Source organism: Bacillus sp. DU-106 (genome assembly GCF_004799705.1).
GTDB lineage: Bacteria > Bacillota > Bacilli > Bacillales > Bacillaceae_G > Bacillus_A > Bacillus_A cereus.
The window spans coordinates 1001425-1023958 of record NZ_CP026607.1 but is presented as its reverse complement, the minus strand read 5'-3'; the positions used below and the strand labels follow the sequence as shown (position 1 = coordinate 1023958).

Genomic DNA, 22534 nt, shown 5'->3' with positions numbered 1-22534 from the left:
AAACTTTAATCAGCCCTCACTAATCGGGCTTTTACGGACAGCCCGCGCCCCACCTAACTTCTTTGATTCCGCTGAATTTTGAGGTAGGTCTTACTGCCCGGCAAATAGCGGGATAAAGACTAGATTAGGCATAAAAAATACGCCATCCCTTCTTATCAGTCTCCAGAAAGAATAACGCAAATTTTCATTTTTACTCATCATTTTTCGGACTATATGAAAACCCCGGATATTTCACAACAGGCCACTTCTCCTTACGCAGAGAATCCATTACTTGCGGGCCAACATGTATATTACTCTCCACTATTTCTTTAGGAGTCAGTGCCATCCATTGATTTAACGATACATCTTCAAAACGATTGCTTCTGAACATCTCTAAAAACCATAATGTTTCGGTACCTGTATTTTGAATATAATGCCCCGTCGCAAACGGTACATATCCGACATCGCCAGCTCTATAATCAAATGTACGAGCGGTACCATTTCCAAGAAACACAGTCATTCTCGCTTCCCCTGTAAGATAATATTGCCACTCATCATTATTCGGGTGCCAATGAAGCTCTCTCATTCCACCAGGCTCCACTTCAACGAGCGCCGCTGCGATTGTTTTTGAAATAGGAAAATTCGTAGAGTCGACAATTCGAACGCTCCCACCAGGAGTCTTAATCGGTTTTTGTTTTAAAAGTTCGTACTTGAACGTTAAAGGAACTTCTCCTTTCGGCGACTGAACTTCCTGACTCTCAAGCGAACCTGGTACCTCTCCCTGATAAATATACACTTGCTCTGAAGGAATGGAATGAAAAGCACTTTCCGGCACTCCGAAGTTAGCCGATAGCACTTCTTTCGGCGTATGCGCAAACCAATCAGAAATAGCTAAAGTAGATAAATCAGAAAAATGCCCATCATCGAAAACGAGCAAAAACTCACAATGTTCCAACCCTTGAATGGAATGCGGAATACCAGGAGGAAAATACCAAAGATCACCTGGTCCAACATCAGCAATAAAATTCCGTCCATTTTGATCTACAGCCGTTATGCGTGCCCGTCCTAAAAGCATATACGCCCATTCTGCTTCTTTATGCCAATGTAGTTCTCGTACTCCACCTGCCGTTAAACTCATATTTACTCCGGCAATCGTCGTCGAAACCGGTAGTTCCCGAGCAGTAATCTCCCGAGACCACCCGCCTTGTTTCAAAATCATAGAAGTGTCCGAGAATGAAAACTTCAAGTTAGGAACTAACCCTGCATCCGTTATAGGCGGAACAAGCATATTCGGATTTTGAATATCCCGCATAACATTACGAGGTCCAGAATCAATCGCACCTGCTCCGTCGCTGCGGATTGGTTGTGGCACATTCCTTCCTGCTTCATTAACAGTACGTTTCTTCATGATTACACTCCTTTTTCATCCGGTTATGAAGTAAAAATCCTCCATCATAGTGTATGAATTGGGCTTTAGATGGTTACAGTTACTATGGAGTTACATCATCTGCCTATCATTATCGTTTTGTTCATTTCTCAACTTATACTAGTATGCTTAGCGCTTAGGAAGACAAAAAAATAAACTAGAACTAACAAAAAACCCTGTAAAATTTATTACAGAGTTTTTCACCAATTATTTATTGTTTTACATATCGAATACGAACATTATCGTCCATTTGATAAATTTGTAATGTGTTTCCATAACTAATTCCTAACTCTTCACTTGCACCAACTGCACTTACAAATACCCCTTTAAATACTTTATTTTTAGTTAGTTTTACTACCGATACTCTTCGCTGCCTCTTCAAACAGTTTCGAACCTTCTTGTGCTTTACTTACTGATTGATGCATTTTACTTTCGTCTTCTTGGTCCAATGCATCAAAGAGAAGTTGAAAACAATCCGCATACAGTTCCATCGATTGCTTTATCTTCGCCTGTTCTCCCTGTAATTCAGGAGGTGCTTGTAGATTCTTCAGTTTCGTTGCAGTTGCCTTTGCTCCACCTAAACTCAGTTGTACTTCACTTTTCTTTTGTTTGTATGATTTTACGTCTGAATCTGCTATTCCTTCAATTAATTTCATTGTATTTTCAATTTGAGTAGCACTATTTATGATTTCTGCCTTGTACCTTTCAACATCTGAACCAGTTACCTTGCCAGTTGAAGAACTAGAAGAAGTTGAATTATTTGAAGAGGAACTTTGTTGACTACTTGATGAACTACTATTTGTACCTTCACCTTTCGCTACAGATAAGCTATCCTCTTTCTTGCTATCAGTTGACTTACTCTCTTTTTCAGTAGCCTTACTCTCTTTCTCTACCTTTTGCGTTTCTTCTTTCTTTGGTTCAGCTTTCTTACCATCAGTTTCAATTGTAATACAACCACTCAATAACATAACTGGTAACGCCAAACTTACTAATTTCTTTGCTTTCATGATTACTAATACCCCTTTATTTGTAAAATGTAGTGCAAACAAGTTAATATACTTAACTAATAAATTTCCCCCGAGTAATTTATTAAAATCTACTATCCATAGATTTCCTGTATATTCATAATCTTTCCATATATATCATTTTACAAAGAATTACATATTTGGTCAAAGGGATTTATGTAGTTCTTAAAATGAAATTTTAATCGCAAAGAAAAGAAGCTAACAATAAATTGTTAACTTCTCAGCTTAAGGAAAAAATAGTATCTTTCCTTATCTTCTAATATCTAGGTTGTGATTGAATATTTGTAAGATGAACATCGTACATATCAATGATTTCAAGAAATCTATCAGCTTCACGGAAAACATGGTCTGCCAATAATGGATGAATGATGCTCTTTATTTTACATTGCTCAATTAAATCACGTGCTGTTTTCTTAAAATCCCGAAGAGATGCAACTGACACGCGATTTTGATCTAAAAATTGATCTAAAAGAGGAGCTGTTTGGGATTGTGGTTTCATAGATTCTAAGTCAATTGCTTGATACATCAATTCATCAAAATCATTGCTAAAATTCCGTGCTGTATCTACAAGCTTTCTTTCTGATGGATCAAGAAGATGGCCAATAAATTTAGCATGGTCTGCCATAATCCTTAAAAAGAAAACATTTTCTTTAATAATAGCATCAGGAAGAGCATCTAATTTACCTTCATTTAATTGTATTAAACGTTTTCTAAAATAATCAGCTTCCCTACTTGTATGGTCAACTAAAAGTGGAAAGTTATTTTGTCCTGGCAATTTACATGTGAGAATTAATCCTAAAATTTTTCGTTTAAATCCCCAAATATTAGTTGCGGCTTGTTGTACTTCTGCATTAAACCTTTTGATTTGCTCAGGATCTGTTTCATTTGTATAGGAATGCGCTATTTGTTCAATATGTTCAAACAACCGATAAAATTGATTCGCCTCTTCAATTAATTGAGTATCCTCACATCTAAATCCCAATCGAAGAAAAAAAGAATGCTCCTTCATGATTCTAGACCAAAAACGAATTTCATTTAATGAACGCTCAACAAACATTACAGACGTAACGCCTGTATCAGGATGTAATGAAGTTTCATCCCTATGCATTGTTAATCCCCCCCAGTAAAATCCCCGCTAGTTCCATTCTTATGAGGAAAAATATATATAAATGCCATCAATAAAAGTTTATGATGACTCTCTTATACATGTAAAATTAAACTAATATAACCTTAGCTTGATGAACATATACTGCTCCCCCAGAAGAAAAAAGCTACCACCTAGATGTAAAATCCTACTAGGTGGTAGCCTTTCAAAATTTCTATTAAAGCAATACCGAATCTTTATCACTATCCTGATTACGTTTCTCGCGCTCTTCTTCTAAGCGCTTCATATACACTTCGCCTTCTTTTTCGATAAACTCATTATCCATATCTTGCTCTTTTTTCGAAGTATATAAAACCATGTAGCCACTTAGTACAATCCCGACAATTACAAGATAAACCCACCATGGTAAAGTTTCCAAATCACTTCATTCCTTTCCTTAGACAAGCCTTATTAGTTTCACTTTATGAGGAAAGAATTGGATTTATGCTTAAAATTTTTATTGTGGATGCTTCGCGAAAAATGCTTGTACATATTCCATAAACTCAATTGGTTCCTGACGAAACGGTGCGTGGTATCCTTTTTCAATAATATGAAACGTACTATTTGCAAATAGCCCATGATACAGTTCACCATTTTTCCAAGAAACACTTTTATCATGTCGTCCCCATATAATTAAAGTCGGTACCTTAATTTTATCAGCTTCCATCGCAATGCGGCGCTCTCTCATTTTCGTAAGCTGATCATAATGCTCTTTATCATCACGACTATTTTTTACTTCATTTTTATTATACTTCGTAATCTCAGTTACAGTTTGTAAGTCCGTCGATAGCGGTGGTACTTCATAACTTTCTTTTTGTTGGAAAGACTCTATCCCTGTAGCATCCGCCAAGATGAGATGCGTGACTGCATCCGGATATAAATACGCTAAATTAAGGGACATCTCTCCGCCCATCGAATGGCCGAGCACCGCAAACTGATCGTATCCGAGCTTCTTCATTAACTTATAATATAAATTCACTTGCGCAGGAAACGAATACTGAAAATCAACTGGCTTAGAAGAACGTCCAAACCCTAAAATATCAACCGCAATAATCGTATGGTCTCGCGCTAGTTCCGGATAAATATCACTAAACCCATCAGAAGAACCACCAAACCCATGCAGCATAAGTAAAGGAGGTTTCCCCTCACCAATTTGTTTAAAATAAATCGTCTGCCCATCAATTTGCGCCATACTCTCTTTCGTATTCAGCTTCATCATAACAGTATCTTTCACTTCTCCAACCTTCGCAATCGGCTTATCAACGAAGTTACAAACAATTAACAAAACGAGCATAATACCGCTAATCATATAAAACTTAAACCGTTTCAAAGTTCCCGTCTCCTTTCTCTTGTTGCTATTTAAAAGTTTTTACATTTTTTGGTTGTTTTATAATTAATTTTAATTGTAACTACAATAGTTACAATTATATCAAAAAAATATTACTTACTGCTATTAATGATGGTTATTTTGTAACTATTATAGTTACATATTTTAAGTAAGTCAATTGTTTTACAACTAAAAAGAAAAAAGAGACCTCATTGTGAGATCCCTTTTTCTCTTTTAGCCACCATAATCACCATGTTCAGCTTTCATTAGTGTTGGACTTTTTTGATGATCTGTTGAACTATACACCCCTAAAGTCAGTGTAAATACTGTTACAATCCCTAATAATTTAATTACCACTTTTTTCATTTTAAAGCCCCCTTATCAAAAAGTTTTTCTCTTGCTTTTTTACTAAAATAAAAATACTTACTTGCCTCTTCCCAAAGGTTTTCTTCATAAAATTTTACTGCTAACTTTTCCTGATACTCCTGAGTATAATCATATAACTCTTCTCTTTCAAAATACGTAATTCCTCTAAGAATAATGTCCTCTAATTCTTCCGCTTTTACACCTTGATTTAATGCATTTAAAATTTCATAATGGTGTTGATATCCTTCAATTTTCGAATCTCTACAAATCTTCAATCCTTTTTCTATAAGCTTATTTGCAATCTCATGCTCTTTTAACTTGTAATGCTCTTTTGCTTTTACATAAAGAGCTTTATAATGTTGGGGAGATTTTTCTACTACTTCAGTAAGATAACGAATTGCCAATGCAGATAAATTTTGCGTAGAATACATCCATCCTAAATTATGACGAACCATAATAATAAATTTTTCTTCACCAATTTTTTGGAACTGATCCATAGCAGCTGTGAAATGCTCTTCAGCTAATTCCCATTCCTTTAAGTTCATACAGGCTAAGCCTAAAATATTATCACAAAAAGCTACATTTAATTCATATCCATCATGATTTAAATACATATCCTTTACCTTCGTTGCATGTTTAATAGATACCAAAGCTTGTTGTGTATCATAATGAAATGTAGCTAACTTATAATAAAATTCAGCCTTTTCTAATTGATCAGGAACATACTTCAAAAAACTTTCAGCCTTTTCGTAATGTTCTTTAGCGAGATGAAAATTTCCTAACTCACTAGCATGTATTGCTTTAAAAAAGTGATAATAATAAGTTAAAAAATTATCTGTTGGTTGATCAAACGAATCTATCTTGTTAAAACTCTCTTGAGATAAGCCTAGATTATCTATTAAATAGTTATATCGAAATTCTAGCAAATAATAATAAAGTAATAGATTTTGGTCCTGCAAACCTTCTCCAGTCTCTTTTTTTAGTTTAGTAAATTTAAAATCAATTTCTTGTTTTAGACGTTCTGCATTACTTATACGTCTAGATCTAATCTCTAGATACCATTCATTCAATAGCTGCGTCAGTTTTTCGTTTGTAGTAGATGTAATCATGAAACCCCTCCTAATCATTTGTTATGTACTCTTCTACAAATAATAACAGAAAATTCAAATATCTATTCCGATCATCCTACAAATAAATATTTCTCAATAATTAACTGACAATTCATTAATTATTTTATGAAGATTATCCACTTTGATAATTACCCAAATAAAAAAGCAAGCAGTTCCAGCACTCCGCTAAAACTACTTGCTCTCCTACTTACTATCTCTATTTTTACTCTTTAATAAATTCCTTCGTACTTCTCACTGTATCAATTGGACGAACTAATTTTTCAATTTCTTCACGTTTTGGCTCTAGGAATGGAGGTAAAGATAATTTTTCGCCAAGTGTTTCGTATGGCTCATCTCCCATAAACCCTGGGCCGTCTGTTGCAAATTCAAATAAGATTTGTGGTGCAACTCTTGCGTATAATGATTCGAAGAAGTGACGGTCTACATAGCCAGATGAAGGAAGTCCAACGCTACTGATTCTCTCAATCCATTCTTCTAATACAGCGCGATTGTCTACGCGGAATGCAGCATGGTGAACCGTACCAAAACCTTGTCGTGCTTCTGGAAGGACCGTATTATGTTCTACAATGACAGAAGCACCGTTTCCACCTTCGTTCACTTCAAATAAATAGAATTCTCCTTCTTGCGCAACCTCTTTAAATAATAAAACTTTTTCTAACACTTCTTTGAAGAAACTAAAGTTCGCGATACGAATGAATACAGGGCCTAAACCAGTAATTGCATATTCTAACGGAACTGGTCCGTTTTGCCATGGTGTACCTGATTCTATACCGTTATCAAGCTCATCTGAGATTAATTGATAGTGTTGGTCATCAAAGTCAACGAAAGAAAGAGTTTTCTTACCAAATTGCTCTTTAATTCCTGTATGTTCTACTTCAAGACGGTCAAAGCGTTTCACCCAATACGCTAGTGCTGCATCAGTTGGTACACGGAATGAAGTTTTTGAAATTTCATTTGTACCGTGTACTCCTTTTGGAATACCTGGGAAGTCAAAGAATGTCATATCTGTTCCTGCACTACCTTTATCATCTGCAAAGAATAAATGATACGTTTGAATGTCATCTTGGTTTACTGTTTTCTTAACTAAACGCATTCCTAAAACGTGAGTGAAAAACTCATAGTTTTTTTCTGCACTACTTGTAATCGCTGTAACGTGGTGAATTCCTTTTAATTGGTTCATTTTATATTCCTCCAATGGGTTTCATTTATTTGTTAAAGTTGTATATTTTCTTCTATTACTTCTCTTCAATCGGTGCTAAATTCGCTTCAATTTCTGCTCGCTGATCTTCTAAGAATGGTGGTAAATCAAGCTTTTCTCCTAGATGTTCCACATCTCCATCAACTGTAAATCCTGGTCCATCTGTCGCAATTTCAAATAGGATTCCGTTTGATTCGCGGAAATATAAGCTTTTAAAATAGAAACGATCAATGATTCCTGAAGACTGGAAGCCTCTTTGTTTCACCTGTTCTTCCCAATAAGCAAGCTCTGCATCGTTTTTCACACGAATTGCTAAATGGTGAATGCTACCGCGGCCCGGCTTTTCAGTAGGACCATCTAAATATTTCACAACGATTTCTCCAAAAGCCTCTCCTTTAATGGACTGGAAAATTGCTTCTTGATCATTTCGGCTAACCTCTGTATAACCGAATATCTCTGTAAGTGTACTCGCCATTTTATCAAGTCTACGCACTGTCAGTTCTACAGAACCCATTCCTTGAATTTGATGCTTTGCAGGAACTTCTGATTTCTCCCAAGTTTCCCAGTGCTCCACTTTTTCCCCGTTTGAAACGAGTAGTACTAAGCGAAGACCTTCAGCATCCTCAAATTGCAAAGCAGGACGATTTGCATATGTTGTCATTTCACTATGTTTCACATCAAATTTTTCAAAGCGTTCTTTCCAGTAATGCAAGCTATCCTCTGAAGGAACAAGTAATCCAATTCGAGTAATCGCATTCGTACCGCGATATGTTCTTCCTACTAATGGAATTTCAAAAAATGATAATTCCGTACCTGGACTTCCTGTTTTATCTCCATAAAATAAGTGGTACATTGACGGATCATCTTGGTTTACTGTCATTTTCACACGACGTAAGCCAAGCACGTTTTTATAAAAGTGATTATTTTCATTTGCATTTTTCGTAACCATTGAAATGTGATGATGCCCTTTAATTTCATACATTGGTTATTCCTCCGTTTCGTTTTACTAGTCAAGTGACAACTAAAAAAATAACATTTCCCACAACTAATATGGTTTTTAGCTTTTCAATTTATTCTTAATTATGTTTTTGTAAATTCATCTTAGTTTTTACTGTATAAGTTACTTTGTTTTTAATCGAAAACAACTGAGTGTATGTTTTTCATATGACTCAATCGCTTTCGTTACTATCACTTTACACCTCAAGTGATTAAAAAGCAAGTGATTTATCTCAAATTCGAGATATTTTTTTGTTAAATAACATTTAGGGTGTAAAATCATTAATTTCTGGATAGCGTCACATCACTATCAAGCTAAAGACTCAAAGCTCTCCATGCCGATCAAGCTACCAAGAATACACTACCCCAAAACGATAAAAATGAACTTCGTTGCTATAAAAGACAACTTTTTTGTTCCGAGGGAATTATAGAATTTTATATCTTTACAATTATTTATGGGGAGTTAATTCGTTTTTTTCAAGAATAAGTAATTTCTTAAATAGAAGTTCACGTACCTCTTCCTTATGATAATTAATTTTTGTTGATTGATAAGAAATTTAATGAATGATTATTCGAATATGCTTTCGTAAATGTTAAATGTAGTTTTTGGATAATGTTTGGTCAAGTTGATACTAATACCCTCGATAAACGAAAGAAAATTAAGAGTGTTCCGAGAAAAAGTAATTAAAAAACGCTCATTTACAGAAGAACATTATTCAAGTGAAGCCCTCTATAATTCAATTACAACTCCTTGAAAGTTTATGATACTATCCTGATCACACTTTTTATATTTAATGTTTTAAGGAAAAAAGCTATACTATAAGCGAAACTAAAAATCAGAAAGGAAATACCATAACATGGAAAACTATATGCTATTTATCCTTACAGCACTCCTTATTATAATGATGCCTGGTCCCGGTTTTGCTTTAGTTACAAAAAACACTATCTCTCATGGTAGAAATGGTGGGATAAAGACCGTCTTAGGAACGGTATCTGGAATGATGATTCATACAATAATGGCTACACTAGGACTCTCTGCTATCTTAATGAAATTTGCTATGCTATTTACATTAATAAAATATGCTGGGGCATTTTATTTAATTTATTTAGCTGTAAAGTCAATTAAAAGTGCCTTTTCTAAAAAAGAAGATATGTCAAGTTCAGTGGAAATAAACTTTAAGGATATTGGAACGGTTAAAAGTTTTAGACAAGGATTTACCACGGCAATCTTAAACCCAAAAACGGCTGTATTTTTCCTTAGTTTTCTACCCCAATTTATTGTGAGTAATCAAAGTCATTTCTTCCAATTTCTTTTGTTGGGATTCACATTTACGACTTTGACAGCAATATGGTATTTACTTTATATCTCTCTAATACGTCAATTAAGAACTTTTTTAAGAAAAGAAAAGGTGAACCGTACAATAGAGGGTATTACTGGCACAGTATTATTAGTATTTGGAGTTAGGCTATTTTTCCAAAAATAAATATGTAATAGAGAGCGTTTAAAACTTTCGGTTTTTCCAATAAATGAATCAATATAAAAAGTATGGCTTTCAAACAGTAAAAAAGTGAACAAACGGGTGTGTTTGTGGAATAAGCTTCAATAAAATAACCAAACTTTTTATAAAGAAATGAATCGATTATATTAAAATTGATATAAAGGCGTTATCCTTTCCTATGATTTCTCAGAAAGAATAACGCCTTGCTCTTTTTAGAGGGTATTTTGTCTAGTTAGCTTGATAGCGATGTGGGTCTATCCCTTATAAATGTTACAAAAACATTTATAATAGCTCTAACTTGCACAATGCTTCCCGTTAATATAATACGCTGATTCTGTGAAAACCGTAAATACAACCTCTACTTCTGGAAGTCCAAAATCCATTACATATGTAGTAATGGCCTTGGCAAATCGATTACGAATTTCCTGTCCACGCTCGAACCATTTCACTTCAATAAGAGGAAACGCTTCTATTTCTTGTCCATTGAATACATACGTAGAACTTGGTAGTTCCAACGTAAAATTATCCGTACCACACTCACAAATCTCTGCGAGCTCTTCTACTAATGGCTTGCTTATGTGTTTTAATTGTTCAGTAGTAATTCCACGAAACACAATATGCGGCATGTAAATCCCTCCTTTAGATAGTTTTATATTTGCCCACATCATAGCACAATTCTCCCACCTTTTAACAAAAATAGATGCTAAACAAGTTTCAACTCTTATTTTTAGGCCTGTTATACAGGCTGAAGCGATTCTAAGTATCTGCCATATTAAAGTTGATATGCTCCCATTCTAGTGGTGAGATATGTTTTAATCGTTCTTCGTTAACCCCATGCGTACTTCTTAACTATTTCATTTAATTTTTAATAAAGAAAACAGCCTCACTAAGCTTTTAAAACTTAATAAGGCCACTTTATTCACACTTTTAATTATGGAACGACGGCTTATAGAACGAACGATTATCAAGCGCAAAGACACGCTCTGTATATTCGCCTGGTTTTGTGCGTCCTAATGCGCGGTCCATCATGTTCATTTTTGCATCTAAGTTATCGATGTAATGCAGAATTTCTGCTTCTTTTACTAATGGTGGTTTTGGACTACCCCATTCTGCTTTTCCGTGGTGAGAAAGGACGATGTGTTGAAGAATTAATACTTCTTCTGCATCGATTTGCAATTCGTCTGCCGCTTTACCAATTTCGTTCACCATAATCGAAATGTGGCCTAGTAAATTTCCTTCTAACGTATACGTTGTAGAAATTGGGCCAGATAGTTCGATTACTTTACCAAGGTCATGTAAAATAACGCCTGCATATAGTAAGTCTTTATCTAACGATGGGTATAGATTTGAGATAGCTTTCGCTAAATCAAGCATTGATACGACGTGATAAGCTAGTCCAGATACGAACTCGTGATGGTTCTTTGTCGCTGCTGGATAGTCTAAAAATTCGTTTTGATGCTTATTTAATAAATGTCTTGTTAGACGTTGAATGTTCGGGTTTCTCATTTCAAATATGTATTGCGTAATTTTCTCAACCATATCTTCTTTTTTCACTGGTGCTTTTTCTACGAAGTCTGAGATGTCTGTTACTTCATTTTCATTCGCAACACGGATTTGTTTCACACGTAATTGAATACGTCCTTTGTAGTTTAAAATATCTCCAGCTACTTTCACGATTGTTTCCGCTACATATTGTTTCTCAACTTCTGGTGATACGTCCCATAACTTCGCTTCAATATCTCCACTTGGATCTTGTAAGATTACTGTTAAAAATGGCTTTCCATTGCTTGCGATACCTTTTGTCGCTGTTTTAATTAACAAGAAAATATCGACTTGTTCACCAACTTCATACTCTGCAATTTTCTTTTTCATTCGAATTCCTCCACCAAATCAGTTACTTTTAGTATAGCACACTACAACTCATTTTCTTTACGCATATGTGTTAATTTTATAATCTGTTTTTCTGTAAAATAGGCGAGTAAATGCGCATGACATGTAAAGAATATGACTTGTCTATCCTTTGCAATTTCCTTTATAAGTTCAATCGTTCGATTCGTCCTTACCGCATCAAAGTGCACGAAACTATCATCAATAATAAATGGGTAATCATGCTCAAATGTTTTTGCTAGTGCAAATCTCAGCGATAAATATAACTGCTCCGCTGTCGCTTGGCTTAGTTCATGACTGTAAAAACGCATACCATCGTTACGCTCTACAATAAACGGCTCTGACTCTGACGGTGAAAAGATTTTACTATATCGTCCGCCTGTTAAATAGACGAAATACTCTTCTGACTTTTGTAAAATACGAGGAAGATGTACTTCATGATAATATTGCTTCGTTTTCGTTAACACCGTTTTTGCGGCCGCATAAGCAGCCCACTTCTTCACTTGTTCACGCACTTGCGCTTTTTTCATTTCCCATTCATGCATTAAATCGCCGTACGTACTACCTTCTTCTAAATTCGCAATTTCCATACGATGTTTCGCAATACGCTCTGTCAGTTCTTTCTCTTGCACCAGACAGTTTTGCACGACTGTCAGTTCTTGCTTTAATTTTCCGTCATAACCGTCAGCTTCGTAATGTTCAGCTAATGATAAACTCGTTAAACGTTGTTCTAACAGATCAATTTGCGGTAATAAACGCCCCACTTGTTTCTCTGCATCTTCACGGTTTTCCGCTAGTTTACCCGCTTCTAAAAACATCTCTTCATCTGTAGACGCTGCAATATGCCATAAACCATCTCGTTCTATTAGTAATTTCTTTAATTGTTCTTGCATAAACTCATATTCTTCTTGCCATTCCGCCAGTTTTTCTTTTAACTGCTTACAAGTTTGGCGCTTCTCTTTCTCATTTTGCATACGGCTTTGTGCCTCGTGTAGCTTACTATACTCCGCACTACCGATAACAGTTTCTAGTTTATGTTCAAATTGCGAAATCATTTCATATAATGAAGATTTTCGCGTGCCTTGTTTCTCTAATTCACGATATAATTGCTGCATTTTTTCAATACGCTCAAACGCCGGCAATATGTGTGCATACGTATAAAATTCAGGAAACATATAGCGCGCTTTATATGCATCGACTTGTTCTCCCGCCTGGAACGTTTCTCTCTCCCATTCCTCATACGATGAAACGACTTTATCATACGCTCGTTCCAACTGCTGTAACTTATAAGACTCGCGCTCAAATAATTTACGTATCTCTTCATCTTTTTCTAACTGATAGCGAACAGACATCGCTTCTTCACTTTGTCTCCCGCCGGCACTTTGCTGAAGTGTAAGGAGCTCTTCTTGTAATCCACTTGACGGATCTTTATATAAAATGAGGGCAAGAACAATCCCTACAAAAACAATGACACTAATAAATAAGAGCGGGCGATTGTCTATAAATAAGCTCGTGAATAAAACGACTGTGTTAATAAGAAGTAACAGAAGACAAACTCTTTGCCACTGCTTTTTCTTTTGCTTAGCTACTCCTGCTTTTTCCTCATACTTGCGCTTCATTCTCTCTGCGCCCATACCGATAAACGCCGCATCTTGGAACGATTTCTCTTTCTCAACTAACACATTTCTCTCTTCATCCACTAACATTTGTTTCTTAATCTGTCTTATATTTTCTTCTTGTTCTTCTAATTGCTCTTGCGCTACTTTAAAACGATCATCGAGCTGTGCTTTTTGCGTTTCTAATTCGCGCGCCTTTTGCACTGTTTGCGTAATTAACTCTTTCGTTGCCAAACTCATATCAAATGAAAGAACTGTTTCCTTTTCAAAAGTAGTACCAATTTGTTGTTCTAGTTCTGCGATTTCTTCTTTTATATTCGTAATATTCCCGCTCATATCACGCATTTCTTGGCGTGCATTTTCGTAAGACATATGCTGCATACGAAGTTCTTCTACATAACTTTCTTTTTGTAAAAACTCTTCATCTATTTGAATCGAGGCAATTTCCGATTGCACTGTCTCAATTTTCTTGTGGAGCGAATCAACTTGTAATTGAAGCGGCTCCATCTTCGCCTTCATTGCTTCATAACGCGCCATTCCGTTTACAGGAAACTGCCCGCTCTCGTTCTCTAACACTTTCTCATGCGCACGTTTTTCAATAACGAGTGGCTCAAGCGCTGCTAATATTTCATAATCTTGCTTTCGCTTTTCTGCACTCTCTTTCTCCACGCGAACAGAAGCAAGCTTCTCTTCACTTTCTTTTAACTGCTCTACTTGTTTTTCATACGTGCCAATTTTTCCTTGCCACTCTTTCATCTTCTCTTCAAGTTTCTTCATCTCTTGCAGTGACACGTTAATTTCTGGTTTACGCCCGCTCGGCTTAAAGCGCTGATCCATTTCTTTTTCTAGCTTTTTATCTAACTGCAATAGCGCATCACTTCCGACTGCACTTGCCGAAAATAAATAATTGCCAATATCCGCTTCGCCTAGCTGATGAATATTTTGAAGACCATGCATATCAAATGAAAAGACAGATTCAAATAAACTTTCATTCATCCCGCTTAATATATCATTTAAAATTTCTTCTCCGCCCGTTTTCCCGTCTTCAAAATAAACGGTCACCTCGCCAGCTGCCGTCTTTGGCAATCGCTCAATTTTCAAACGACCATACTGCTCTGTTTGCACAGTCATCGCGCCGCCATACTTCCCGCCTTCTTTCGGCTCATAACGGCGCTGTCCTCTCGTCGGAAAACCGAACAAAATACTTTTCATAAATGAGCGAATTGTCGATTTCCCCGCTTCATTTTCACCGTATAACACCGTCAGCAATGAAAGATCCATTTCCACATTTTCTAATTTTCCGTACCCATAAATATGGAGTTTTTCAATTCTCATTTTTTATCCCTCTCTTGCTGGAATAATTGCTCTAAAATAATATTTTCTGCTTCCTTTTGAATCTCTTTCTTCTCTTCTTCTGTAAAAGATTCAATACTATTACGCGCTACAGGAGATGTCCAAATGGTGCGCAATACGCCGTCCATATTGCTGAAAGCTTCTAACTCTTTTAGCACACTACCGACGAAATGATTTTCTGCTTTCAAACGTTCGATTTCTGCAAAAGAAACCGTCTCATTTTTCCACTTCATTGCATATACGAAATCTTTTCGCTCTTCGCCAGATGCTAAAATGTGAAAAATCTCTTCCACACGCTTTTCGTCACGCAAATAAGGAGAAAGTGGGCCCTGCCCTGTGAATACGACAGTTAAAAGCATCCCTTCCTCTTCTCTTCTGCATTCATTCATCGCAGTAGATAGGCTCGTCATAAGTTCATCAACGGTTTCAAGTCCATCAATACAAACTTCAATCTCATCCCATACAACATCTGCCGTATGGAAAAATGAACATTGCGTTCCTTGTTTCGTAAGTTCAATAAGGTACGCACCCTTCTCGCCTGTTTCCTTACGATGACGACCTTGTATGTTCCCTGGATAAATCATATACGGCTCTTCTGATAAAATTTCACGTTTATGTATATGGCCAAGAGCCCAATAGTCAAACAGTTTTTCTTTCAACTCACGAATTTGAAACGGTGCATAGCGATTATGCTCTGCATCTCCTTCCACACTTCCGTGAAGCATGCCAATATGAAAAGGCGCATCACTCATTTTCGTATACTGCGCTGTCATATTATCCGTTACCGCTTGCTGCAAATAACTAAACCCATAAATAGAAGCTAATAGCTCACCATTTTTATAAAATGATTTCTCTTCTACATAAGGCTCAGTAAATACATGAACATTTTCCGGAAACTCAATTGCTGCCCAGCTTCCTCCTAAATGATCATGGTTACCGTGAATAATAAAAACAGGGATATCGTACTGCGAAAGTCTCTTCATTTGCTCACGCACAAACACTTGCGCCCTCAAACTTCTCGTCTCCGCATCATACAAATCCCCAGCTAGTAATACGAAATCAACGCGCTCTTGAATCGCTTTATCAACAATACGCTCAAATGATTCAAACGTACTTTCCTTCATTCTCTTCCAAACAGACTGCGCAACATTCATCTCCATTCCTTTAAACGGACTATCCAAATGCAAATCAGCCGCATGTATAAACTTTACTTGTTTCACAAATAACGATCCTTTCTATCTTTCAAAAGTTTCATTTTATTAAAATTAACATCGCTGAAAACTAATAATCATCGAGAATGAAAATATTCTCGATGAGTAAAGTTTCATTCTATTTTACCACGCAATGTCATATATTTCTTTGCATATTGTAGCGTTTTATGTCAAAATAATTATAAGATTCTGATTTTAATTATTGGAGGGAATTTTCATGGGAGTATACGTTCTAACAGTCTTTGAAAAAGATGGTTCAAAAGCATTAGACGAATCATTCGAGGCGGCAACTGAAAAAGAAGCAAAAGCAAAAGGTGAATCTATCTTACAAGAAAAAGGATTGTATGAAAAAACACATCGCTGTACATCTACTGCAGGTAAGCTCGTTTTATTCCAGCGCTAAAAAAAAGAAGCGTCATCCGCTTCTTTTTCACTCTACTATATCTTCGTCACACCACGTAAACACCACATCTAGAATGCGATTACCGATACGTACGCGTTTATTCCATTTTCCTGTTTGGATCTGATGTTGCAATTCAGCTTTCATCTTTTCCGTCCAGTCGTGAATCGTTTCACTACCGTCGTACGGATATACGCTCGGAAACTCTTTCTGCAGTAGATGCAAGCTCTCTGCATCAAAATGAAAATGGAAGAAGTAGTTTGCTGTAAGCGATGGTTCTTGCAATCGTAAAAAATGATCATCAATTTGCTTTCTATTTCTATAGAAAGTAAAGATATTCACTTTACCGCTAGTAATTTGGTCAATTTGAATTTCGTGCTTCTCTATAATCACGTCTTGTCCACCTCGTTGTATACTATCTTTAGTATATATGTCTTTTGCAACAAAGTTAACCATTTTCGCGCGAAATTCATTTCCTTCATTATAATTCCTGTACCTCCATATGCAATCAGGATAAATAAAAACAAAGTTGAAGGGGAGCGATCACATGTATTTCGGAAGCAAAGGTTGGTATGTAAAAGAACTTAAAAAATTAGGTATCCGTACTTATGAAGGTAAAAAACTAGAATCTTATCGTACGCATGTGTTGTCTAGTTTACTTGAGAGAATGAAGAGAGCTTCGGCTTAATAGAATAGCAAGAAGTAAACCTGAATATTGGTAAATGATAAAAAACACCTCCTAAATTCGCATACTAAGTATGCAAATTAAATGGAGGTGTTTTTATTAGTCTCACTTTTTCAGGGGCGCTTCAGTTTTCATAAAATATTTTTTGTTTCCGCTGAAACGGATACGTTTTAATCTCAGCTGTATCTAAATCTTCATTGAATAAATGAATGGCTATAATTTGTCTACAATCGTAAGTATGGTAATAATATGTTCCAGACTCCATACACATTGCACTTGTATAGATCGTATTATCTAATATACCGTCTTCTGTTATTACTGCCCCCTTAGGAACCTCACAATTCGATAAAATATGAAAAATAGCCGATATACCCTCTTCTTCGTTCTCTATACCTTGAATGTTTTGTTTGCCATACGCTGCCCGTACAAATCTTGATGGCGGTGTGAAATCTCCAGGAAGTCCCATCGATCCTGAACCTTGGCCAAAAGCACTTAATGGTACATCGCCCCACTCCGTTGGCGCAAATGGCTGCGATTTAAGACCAATATATTGTCTTAAATTTTGTAAATGCCAACTAAACTCCGGACTATTAGTCATCACTCCTATTGGATTGTCATACACTTTTATTCCATCAGCTGTCGGCTCAAGTACAATACATTCTCCCGATTTATCTGCTAAAATCCAATGTAGCGGTGGAGTAACCCCTAAAATTGGTAATGGCACATCTATAAAGGCAATGCTATCAATAGATTTTCTTAATTCTTCAACAGAATTGAACTGCGTGAGGCTCCAAGTCACAAAATCAAATGGTGCTACATTCGTTTTATTGCTATCTACATGACTACTATAAGTAGCGAATCCTGGGAAATAGAGAGTTGCACATGTCATACCAGCTTCATTTACTCCATCTGCCATCATGACCCTTCCTCCAAAATTAATTCCCATTCCGACAACAGCCTTTTTCGTTCGGATTGTTTCACCAGTTATATTGTTCCACTGATAACGCCGAGGAATGATTATTACTTCCTGATTCATATCTAATGTGAAATCCATTGTTCTCGCAAAAAGATGTTGGAAATTTTTAGTTTGTAACGTCAAACTAGTACACATGAAGAAATCTCCCCCATTTCATAGTTATATACACATTTTATAAAATTCTGATAAATACGTAAATTAAAAACCCTATTTATCACTAACAAAATAACCACCCAAACTAAAAATGCTATAATAAACCCAATGAAACTAAGGGGGCAAATTACTTTGCTTGGAACATGCATTCAATTTCATAAGTTTGGCAATCCAAAAGACGTATTACAAGTTGAATATAAAAATATAGAACCACTGAAAGATAATGAAGTTTTCGTCTGTATGCTAGTTAGACCGATTAATCCATCTGACTTAATTCCAATAACCGGAGCGTACGCACATAGAATCCCTTTACCTAACATACCTGGTTATGAAGGTGTTGGTATTGTAGAAGATGTAGGAGCTTTTGTTTCTAGAGACCTCATCGGTAAACGTGTGTTACCGTTACGCGGGGAAGGTACTTGGCAAGAATATGTGAAAACATCGGCTGATTTTGTAGTCCCTATTCCCGATTCTATCGATGATTTTACCGCGGCACAAATGTATATTAATCCCCTTACGGCTTGGGTTACATGTACGGAAACGCTAAACTTACAACGGAATGATGTTTTGTTAGTGAATGCTTGTGGATCCGCTATCGGGCATCTTTTTGCGCAGTTATCGCAAATTTTAAATTTCCAACTCATTGCCGTGACAAGAAATAGTAAACATACAGACGAATTACTTCAGCTTGGCGCTCATCATATAATTGATACTTCGACTGCCCCGCTTTATGAAACAGTTATGACATTAACAAACGGCAGAGGTGCAGACGCTGCGATTGATTCTATTGGGGGACCGGATGGAAATGAATTAGCTTTCTCCTTACGTCCCAATGGGCACTTTTTAACTATAGGACTTCTGTCGGGAATACAAGTAAACTGGGCAGAGATTGTCACGAAAGCAAAAGTGCACGCGAACATATTTCATTTACGACATTGGAATAAAGAAGTGTCACCTTATAAATGGCAAGAAACGTTTCGTCATTTAATTCGCTTAGTAGAAAATGAGCAATTACGTTTTATGAAAGTACATTCTACATATGACTTAGTGGATGTAAGAGCTGCGGTTGATATTGTGCAGTCTGCTGAAAAAACGAAAGGGAAAGTTTTTTTAACGAATTATTAAATTGAGTACATTCAACTATCAATCCATTTAGTAGCATAGAATTTTAAGTAGCTTATGTAATTTAATTAAAAAAGCGAAAGGAGATTCTAACATGTGGTTACTCACGGCAATTGCGCCTGTTTTAATAGTCGGGGGAATTGTAGTCTATGTAATTGGAAGGCTTAAACATAAATATGACAACGGCACATTAGGTAAGAAAAAATCAAAAGAGGCTCAACTGTTATTAGACAGTTTAATACCTATAGGAATGCTTGTTGGCTGTATGATCGGTTTGATTTTCGGTATATTTTTCCCGAACTTCGCCCTGCTTTCAGTTAGTTTAGGAGCTGGAATAGGCTATTTATTTGGATATTTCGCCTATGAATTTTACAGCAAGACAGGAAACAATTTTTCCTAATCCAAAAGGAATAAGCGGGACAGTACATAGTAATCATATGAAATATGTACTGTCCTTTATTTTTGTATCAACACTATCACCTTACCTTTCGCCTACTATACACCTTTTTTATTGATTTTCCTCTCCTCCACCTTTTGCATATCCGCTTTTTTATTTTCATTGGATCTATATCCAAAGTAAAGTAGCGCACATGTAATAATAGAACCTACAATGTATCCTAAAAAACATCCTAACCAAAACATAGTGTAACCGCCTCCATTCATAATAAATTTTATGTAATATAACTCTTTACATACTCCATCGTTTATTTCTATTAACTATACACTTTCTAAAATTATTCATACCACTCATTCTCTTCGTACCTCAAATAGCAATTTTATTATTTGTCATAAAATTAACACCTTCTTTAAATACAAAAACTTCCATTTACTTGCTTTTTCTTAAGAAATAATATACTACATTTGAAATAAGCGAGCTAGTACGTCGGCCCTTCTCTATTTTAACTTTAGTCATGAACAAAAGAAAAATAAAAAACCCCCTCAAAGCATAAACTTCAAGGGGTGAGCCTGTTTTTTATTTACTTATATACGTACAGCTGTACCACTTACAGCAACCATTAACATTCCATCACGAACTACTTCGTAATCTACGTCAACACCAACGATAGCGTTCGCACCTTTTTGTTTTGCAAGTTCTTTCATTTCGTCCATTGCGATATCACGAGCTTCTTTTAGCTTACTTTCATAAGAACCAGCACGACCACCGACAACATCACGAACAGAAGCGAATAAATCGCGGACAATATTTGCACCCATAATAGCTTCACCATTTACAATATCGATATACTCAATAATTTCTTTACCTTGAATTCCAGACGTTGTTGTTACAATCATGACTGACACTCTCCTAATAAATTGTAGTTTTAATAAGCTTTCTTATGTCTTTATTATGACATGGAACACACAACTAATCTATTGAATTACCTTACAGGAATGTGACAGTTTTGTAAGAATAAAATGCCTATTATGTTTAATAAAGCGCTTTAACATTAGGATACATAAACGACTCTTTATTTTCTTTCCAGTCCTTTTCTACTTCTTTAAAAGTTGGTCGTCCTAATTTTTCATTGTTTTCATGTTTACGAAACCATTTCTTTACATACTGGTCTCCATTTTTATTTTGAACTGTACAAAGGAAACTATTACTGCTATCCTTTAATATTTTTACAATCACGAAAAGACACCTCTTCCCTTTTAAATAGCATGATAGAACTTGATCTTTTACTATAAGCCCTTCCTCTCTTATAGTCATACGACTCCTCGGTCGCGCCAAATTTGTAAGATCAAAAAACGATATTTACTTTGTTTACATTTTATTTAAAGAAATCAGAGTTATAAGCATGATGCTTATCAAATATTTTATAGATTTCTAACTTATCATCTAATTTTGCATCTACTAAAATTAATATATTTCCATCGTAAATATATTCTTCATACTTCTTAGCATGTTCTTCTGGAATTCCTAATCCTATAAATGCTCCTATTAAACTTCCAGCTCCTCCGCCAATACCAGCTCCGCCAATCGCTGCTGCGATCGGTCCCGCTGCTACGATTGGACCCATTCCAGAAACGGCAAGTATACCAAGACCTGTTAATAAACCACCGAGTCCGCCTGCTACTCCTCCAGCTACAAGCCCTGTCGCTGAAAAGATATCTGCTTTATGTGCAGTTTCGCTATTCACTTTTTCACCCGATTTTTCTTCCAGATGTTCAATTTCCTTTTGATCTTTCGCAATAGCTGAAATGTTATCTGCTGAGTATCCTTTTTCATTTAATTCATTAATAACGAGTGCCGCATCATCAATTGTTCTAAAAACACCTACTATTTTTCTATCTACATTCATAACTATTAACCTCCTAAAGTTTTATATAATGTATCTTTATTTTTCTTCATTTCTGTATACACTAATCTTCTTATTAACATAACCATTTACGAAAAAAGCGAATAGTAAAAGCACTACAAGTGAACTACTTAACAAGTAAATTAAATCAAATGTAATATTAATCATCATTTCATTCATGTATACCAGGCTCCTTTTTATTTAAAGTAAAAGTATATTTTGATAGACTAATCTACTAAACATAGACATCTTACAATTCATCTTCAGTTAATCTCTTTGTAGTATATGTATACCCTTCCTAACCTTTTCTAAACGTAAAAAACTATAATTATATTTTTTCTTATTTATATGTTTAACATTTTTTTAAACGGGTATGTTTATATTGTTATGCTTACTATATGGAAAGGAATATTACGATGAACGCCATTCACTCTACTACTATTTCTTATAATGAAACACCTACAATAACGCAGATTCATCATTTTTATGCTTTAATGACAACATTTCAAACGAATGTATTTATAAGTAAACACGGAACACTTACTTCTATTAAAAACTTAAGCACTCTAGTATCCTTTTTCCTTACTGTAAAAAAGAGAGATCTTGTATTATTTATTTTTGAAGGAATAGATGCAAAAAGAGCTTTAAAAACACTCTTCCCTTCTTAGAATGTTTGTTATCCTCTATTCCCTCGTCTACTACCTTTCATATATGTTTTTATATTTCAAAATGATTTCCTCT

At 35.6% G+C, this 22534-nt stretch carries 27 protein-coding genes; 6 read left to right on the top strand and 21 right to left on the bottom strand.

Annotated features, from left to right (window positions below; translation table 11 throughout):
- Window positions 1-190: 190 nt before the first annotated feature.
- From C3Y97_RS05315 to C3Y97_RS05280, 10 genes are all read right to left on the bottom strand, one after another.
- Window positions 191-1387 carry an oxalate decarboxylase family bicupin gene (locus C3Y97_RS05315; RefSeq protein WP_000747525.1) on the bottom strand — a complete coding sequence of 399 codons (1197 nt, stop codon included), beginning with the start codon at window positions 1385-1387 and terminating at the stop codon, window positions 191-193.
- Window positions 1388-1616: 229 nt separating this feature from the next.
- Complete coding sequence (locus C3Y97_RS27745) at window positions 1617-1787, bottom strand: hypothetical protein (protein WP_002182520.1); 171 nt, start codon at window positions 1785-1787, stop codon at window positions 1617-1619.
- Complete coding sequence (locus C3Y97_RS05310; protein WP_098906301.1) at window positions 1747-2412, bottom strand: DUF7018 domain-containing (lipo)protein; 666 nt, start codon at window positions 2410-2412, stop codon at window positions 1747-1749. The genes C3Y97_RS27745 and C3Y97_RS05310 overlap by 41 nt, the downstream gene beginning before the upstream one ends.
- 274 nt (window positions 2413-2686) lie before the next feature.
- Window positions 2687-3538, bottom strand: coding sequence for a DUF2935 domain-containing protein (locus C3Y97_RS05305; RefSeq protein WP_000554479.1), 852 nt, complete (start codon window positions 3536-3538; stop codon window positions 2687-2689).
- A 214-nt stretch (window positions 3539-3752) separates the two neighbouring features.
- Window positions 3753-3953, bottom strand: a complete 201-nt coding sequence (locus C3Y97_RS05300; RefSeq protein ID WP_000449223.1) for a sporulation YhaL family protein — start codon at window positions 3951-3953, stop codon at window positions 3753-3755.
- A 78-nt stretch (window positions 3954-4031) separates the two neighbouring features.
- Complete coding sequence (locus C3Y97_RS05295) at window positions 4032-4904, bottom strand: alpha/beta fold hydrolase (protein WP_136363153.1); 873 nt, start codon at window positions 4902-4904, stop codon at window positions 4032-4034.
- Window positions 4905-5135: 231 nt separating this feature from the next.
- Window positions 5136-5267, bottom strand: a complete 132-nt coding sequence (locus C3Y97_RS28250; RefSeq protein WP_000758182.1) for a hypothetical protein — start codon at window positions 5265-5267, stop codon at window positions 5136-5138.
- Window positions 5264-6376 (bottom strand): response regulator aspartate phosphatase, encoded by a 1113-nt coding sequence (locus C3Y97_RS05290; protein WP_000633311.1) that lies wholly within the window; start codon window positions 6374-6376, stop codon window positions 5264-5266. The genes C3Y97_RS28250 and C3Y97_RS05290 overlap by 4 nt, the downstream gene beginning before the upstream one ends.
- Before the next feature lie 223 nt (window positions 6377-6599).
- On the bottom strand, window positions 6600-7577 hold the full coding sequence (locus C3Y97_RS05285) for a ring-cleaving dioxygenase (RefSeq protein WP_098644976.1): 978 nt from the start codon (window positions 7575-7577) through the stop codon (window positions 6600-6602).
- A 55-nt stretch (window positions 7578-7632) separates the two neighbouring features.
- Window positions 7633-8577: a ring-cleaving dioxygenase gene (locus C3Y97_RS05280; RefSeq protein WP_071740560.1), complete on the bottom strand. Its 945-nt coding sequence runs from the start codon at window positions 8575-8577 to the stop codon at window positions 7633-7635.
- 871 nt (window positions 8578-9448) lie between these two features.
- On the opposite strand from C3Y97_RS05280, the gene C3Y97_RS05275 reads away from it, so the two are divergent.
- A complete protein-coding gene (locus tag C3Y97_RS05275; protein WP_000433008.1) occupies window positions 9449-10075 on the top strand; it encodes a LysE family translocator in 627 nt (208 codons plus the stop codon).
- Window positions 10076-10383: 308 nt separating this feature from the next.
- On the opposite strand, the gene C3Y97_RS05270 is transcribed toward C3Y97_RS05275, so the two are convergent.
- From C3Y97_RS05270 to C3Y97_RS05255, 4 genes are all read right to left on the bottom strand, one after another.
- A complete protein-coding gene (locus C3Y97_RS05270) occupies window positions 10384-10716 on the bottom strand; it encodes a DUF1904 family protein (protein ID WP_001120262.1) in 333 nt (110 codons plus the stop codon).
- 301 nt (window positions 10717-11017) lie between these two features.
- Window positions 11018-11962, bottom strand: coding sequence for a 3'-5' exoribonuclease YhaM (gene yhaM / locus C3Y97_RS05265; RefSeq protein ID WP_000726638.1), 945 nt, complete (start codon window positions 11960-11962; stop codon window positions 11018-11020).
- Window positions 11963-12003: 41 nt separating this feature from the next.
- The gene (locus tag C3Y97_RS05260; RefSeq protein WP_071740561.1) at window positions 12004-14928 is read right to left on the bottom strand and encodes an ATP-binding protein; all 2925 of its coding nucleotides are present in this window, start codon (window positions 14926-14928) and stop codon (window positions 12004-12006) included.
- Window positions 14925-16166, bottom strand: a complete 1242-nt coding sequence (locus C3Y97_RS05255; protein WP_136363150.1) for a metallophosphoesterase family protein — start codon at window positions 16164-16166, stop codon at window positions 14925-14927. Before C3Y97_RS05255 ends, C3Y97_RS05260 begins: the two co-directional genes overlap by 4 nt.
- 208 nt (window positions 16167-16374) lie before the next feature.
- Here C3Y97_RS05255 and C3Y97_RS05250 point away from each other — a divergent pair, with 208 nt between their 5' ends.
- Window positions 16375-16560, top strand: a complete 186-nt coding sequence (locus C3Y97_RS05250) for a YhzD family protein (RefSeq protein ID WP_000539552.1) — start codon at window positions 16375-16377, stop codon at window positions 16558-16560.
- Between the two features lie 27 nt (window positions 16561-16587).
- On the opposite strand, the gene C3Y97_RS05245 is transcribed toward C3Y97_RS05250, so the two are convergent.
- Window positions 16588-16950, bottom strand: coding sequence for a hypothetical protein (locus C3Y97_RS05245; protein WP_000582785.1), 363 nt, complete (start codon window positions 16948-16950; stop codon window positions 16588-16590).
- Window positions 16951-17104: 154 nt separating this feature from the next.
- On the opposite strand from C3Y97_RS05245, the gene C3Y97_RS05240 reads away from it, so the two are divergent.
- Window positions 17105-17245 carry a YflJ family protein gene (locus tag C3Y97_RS05240; protein WP_000273537.1) on the top strand — a complete coding sequence of 47 codons (141 nt, stop codon included), beginning with the start codon at window positions 17105-17107 and terminating at the stop codon, window positions 17243-17245.
- 121 nt (window positions 17246-17366) lie between these two features.
- Here the strand turns inward: C3Y97_RS05240 and bsh are convergent, their stop codons facing one another.
- Entirely contained in the window at window positions 17367-18353 is a 987-nt protein-coding gene (bsh, locus tag C3Y97_RS05235) for a choloylglycine hydrolase (protein WP_000337598.1), read from the bottom strand.
- Window positions 18354-18503: 150 nt separating this feature from the next.
- Between bsh and C3Y97_RS05225 the strand changes: the two genes are divergently transcribed.
- A complete protein-coding gene (locus C3Y97_RS05225) occupies window positions 18504-19496 on the top strand; it encodes a zinc-dependent alcohol dehydrogenase family protein (RefSeq protein ID WP_136363146.1) in 993 nt (330 codons plus the stop codon).
- Window positions 19497-19587: 91 nt separating this feature from the next.
- A complete protein-coding gene (locus C3Y97_RS05220) occupies window positions 19588-19893 on the top strand; it encodes a hypothetical protein (protein WP_000266566.1) in 306 nt (101 codons plus the stop codon).
- A 95-nt stretch (window positions 19894-19988) separates the two neighbouring features.
- On the opposite strand, the gene C3Y97_RS27740 is transcribed toward C3Y97_RS05220, so the two are convergent.
- From C3Y97_RS27740 to C3Y97_RS27735, 5 genes are all read right to left on the bottom strand, one after another.
- Window positions 19989-20135, bottom strand: a complete 147-nt coding sequence (locus C3Y97_RS27740) for a hypothetical protein (RefSeq protein WP_166504393.1) — start codon at window positions 20133-20135, stop codon at window positions 19989-19991.
- A gap of 339 nt (window positions 20136-20474) precedes the next feature.
- Window positions 20475-20786: a YbjQ family protein gene (locus C3Y97_RS05215; RefSeq protein ID WP_000637511.1), complete on the bottom strand. Its 312-nt coding sequence runs from the start codon at window positions 20784-20786 to the stop codon at window positions 20475-20477.
- A gap of 136 nt (window positions 20787-20922) precedes the next feature.
- Window positions 20923-21126 carry a DUF4028 family protein gene (locus C3Y97_RS05210; RefSeq protein WP_002023439.1) on the bottom strand — a complete coding sequence of 68 codons (204 nt, stop codon included), beginning with the start codon at window positions 21124-21126 and terminating at the stop codon, window positions 20923-20925.
- A 139-nt stretch (window positions 21127-21265) separates the two neighbouring features.
- Window positions 21266-21796: a general stress protein gene (locus C3Y97_RS05205; RefSeq protein ID WP_001100101.1), complete on the bottom strand. Its 531-nt coding sequence runs from the start codon at window positions 21794-21796 to the stop codon at window positions 21266-21268.
- 36 nt (window positions 21797-21832) lie between these two features.
- Window positions 21833-21973 carry a hypothetical protein gene (locus tag C3Y97_RS27735; protein ID WP_001004571.1) on the bottom strand — a complete coding sequence of 47 codons (141 nt, stop codon included), beginning with the start codon at window positions 21971-21973 and terminating at the stop codon, window positions 21833-21835.
- A 236-nt stretch (window positions 21974-22209) separates the two neighbouring features.
- Here C3Y97_RS27735 and C3Y97_RS05200 point away from each other — a divergent pair, with 236 nt between their 5' ends.
- Window positions 22210-22461: a hypothetical protein gene (locus tag C3Y97_RS05200; RefSeq protein WP_000991356.1), complete on the top strand. Its 252-nt coding sequence runs from the start codon at window positions 22210-22212 to the stop codon at window positions 22459-22461.
- Window positions 22462-22534 lie beyond the last annotated feature (73 nt).

Excerpts from the sequence above, each read along its gene's own strand:
- C3Y97_RS05315 (WP_000747525.1), bottom strand. The coding sequence starts at position 1,387 with ATGAAGAAACGTACTGTTAATGAAGCAGGAAGGAATGTGCCACAACCA.
- C3Y97_RS05310 (WP_098906301.1), bottom strand. The coding sequence starts at position 2,412 with ATGAAAGCAAAGAAATTAGTAAGTTTGGCGTTACCAGTTATGTTATTG.
- C3Y97_RS05305 (WP_000554479.1), bottom strand. The coding sequence starts at position 3,538 with ATGCATAGGGATGAAACTTCATTACATCCTGATACAGGCGTTACGTCT.
- C3Y97_RS28250 (WP_000758182.1), bottom strand. The coding sequence starts at position 5,267 with ATGAAAAAAGTGGTAATTAAATTATTAGGGATTGTAACAGTATTTACA.
- C3Y97_RS05290 (WP_000633311.1), bottom strand. The coding sequence starts at position 6,376 with ATGATTACATCTACTACAAACGAAAAACTGACGCAGCTATTGAATGAA.
- C3Y97_RS05285 (WP_098644976.1), bottom strand. The coding sequence starts at position 7,577 with ATGAACCAATTAAAAGGAATTCACCACGTTACAGCGATTACAAGTAGT.
- C3Y97_RS05280 (WP_071740560.1), bottom strand. The coding sequence starts at position 8,577 with ATGTATGAAATTAAAGGGCATCATCACATTTCAATGGTTACGAAAAAT.
- C3Y97_RS05275 (WP_000433008.1), top strand. The coding sequence starts at position 9,449 with ATGGAAAACTATATGCTATTTATCCTTACAGCACTCCTTATTATAATG.
- C3Y97_RS05270 (WP_001120262.1), bottom strand. The coding sequence starts at position 10,716 with ATGCCGCATATTGTGTTTCGTGGAATTACTACTGAACAATTAAAACAC.
- yhaM (WP_000726638.1), bottom strand. The coding sequence starts at position 11,962 with ATGAAAAAGAAAATTGCAGAGTATGAAGTTGGTGAACAAGTCGATATT.
- C3Y97_RS05260 (WP_071740561.1), bottom strand. The coding sequence starts at position 14,928 with ATGAGAATTGAAAAACTCCATATTTATGGGTACGGAAAATTAGAAAAT.
- C3Y97_RS05250 (WP_000539552.1), top strand. The coding sequence starts at position 16,375 with ATGGGAGTATACGTTCTAACAGTCTTTGAAAAAGATGGTTCAAAAGCA.
- C3Y97_RS05240 (WP_000273537.1), top strand. The coding sequence starts at position 17,105 with ATGTATTTCGGAAGCAAAGGTTGGTATGTAAAAGAACTTAAAAAATTA.
- bsh (WP_000337598.1), bottom strand. The coding sequence starts at position 18,353 with ATGTGTACTAGTTTGACGTTACAAACTAAAAATTTCCAACATCTTTTT.
- C3Y97_RS05220 (WP_000266566.1), top strand. The coding sequence starts at position 19,588 with ATGTGGTTACTCACGGCAATTGCGCCTGTTTTAATAGTCGGGGGAATT.
- C3Y97_RS27740 (WP_166504393.1), bottom strand. The coding sequence starts at position 20,135 with ATGTTTTGGTTAGGATGTTTTTTAGGATACATTGTAGGTTCTATTATT.
- C3Y97_RS05215 (WP_000637511.1), bottom strand. The coding sequence starts at position 20,786 with ATGATTGTAACAACAACGTCTGGAATTCAAGGTAAAGAAATTATTGAG.
- C3Y97_RS05205 (WP_001100101.1), bottom strand. The coding sequence starts at position 21,796 with ATGAATGTAGATAGAAAAATAGTAGGTGTTTTTAGAACAATTGATGAT.
- C3Y97_RS27735 (WP_001004571.1), bottom strand. The coding sequence starts at position 21,973 with ATGAATGAAATGATGATTAATATTACATTTGATTTAATTTACTTGTTA.
- C3Y97_RS05200 (WP_000991356.1), top strand. The coding sequence starts at position 22,210 with ATGAACGCCATTCACTCTACTACTATTTCTTATAATGAAACACCTACA.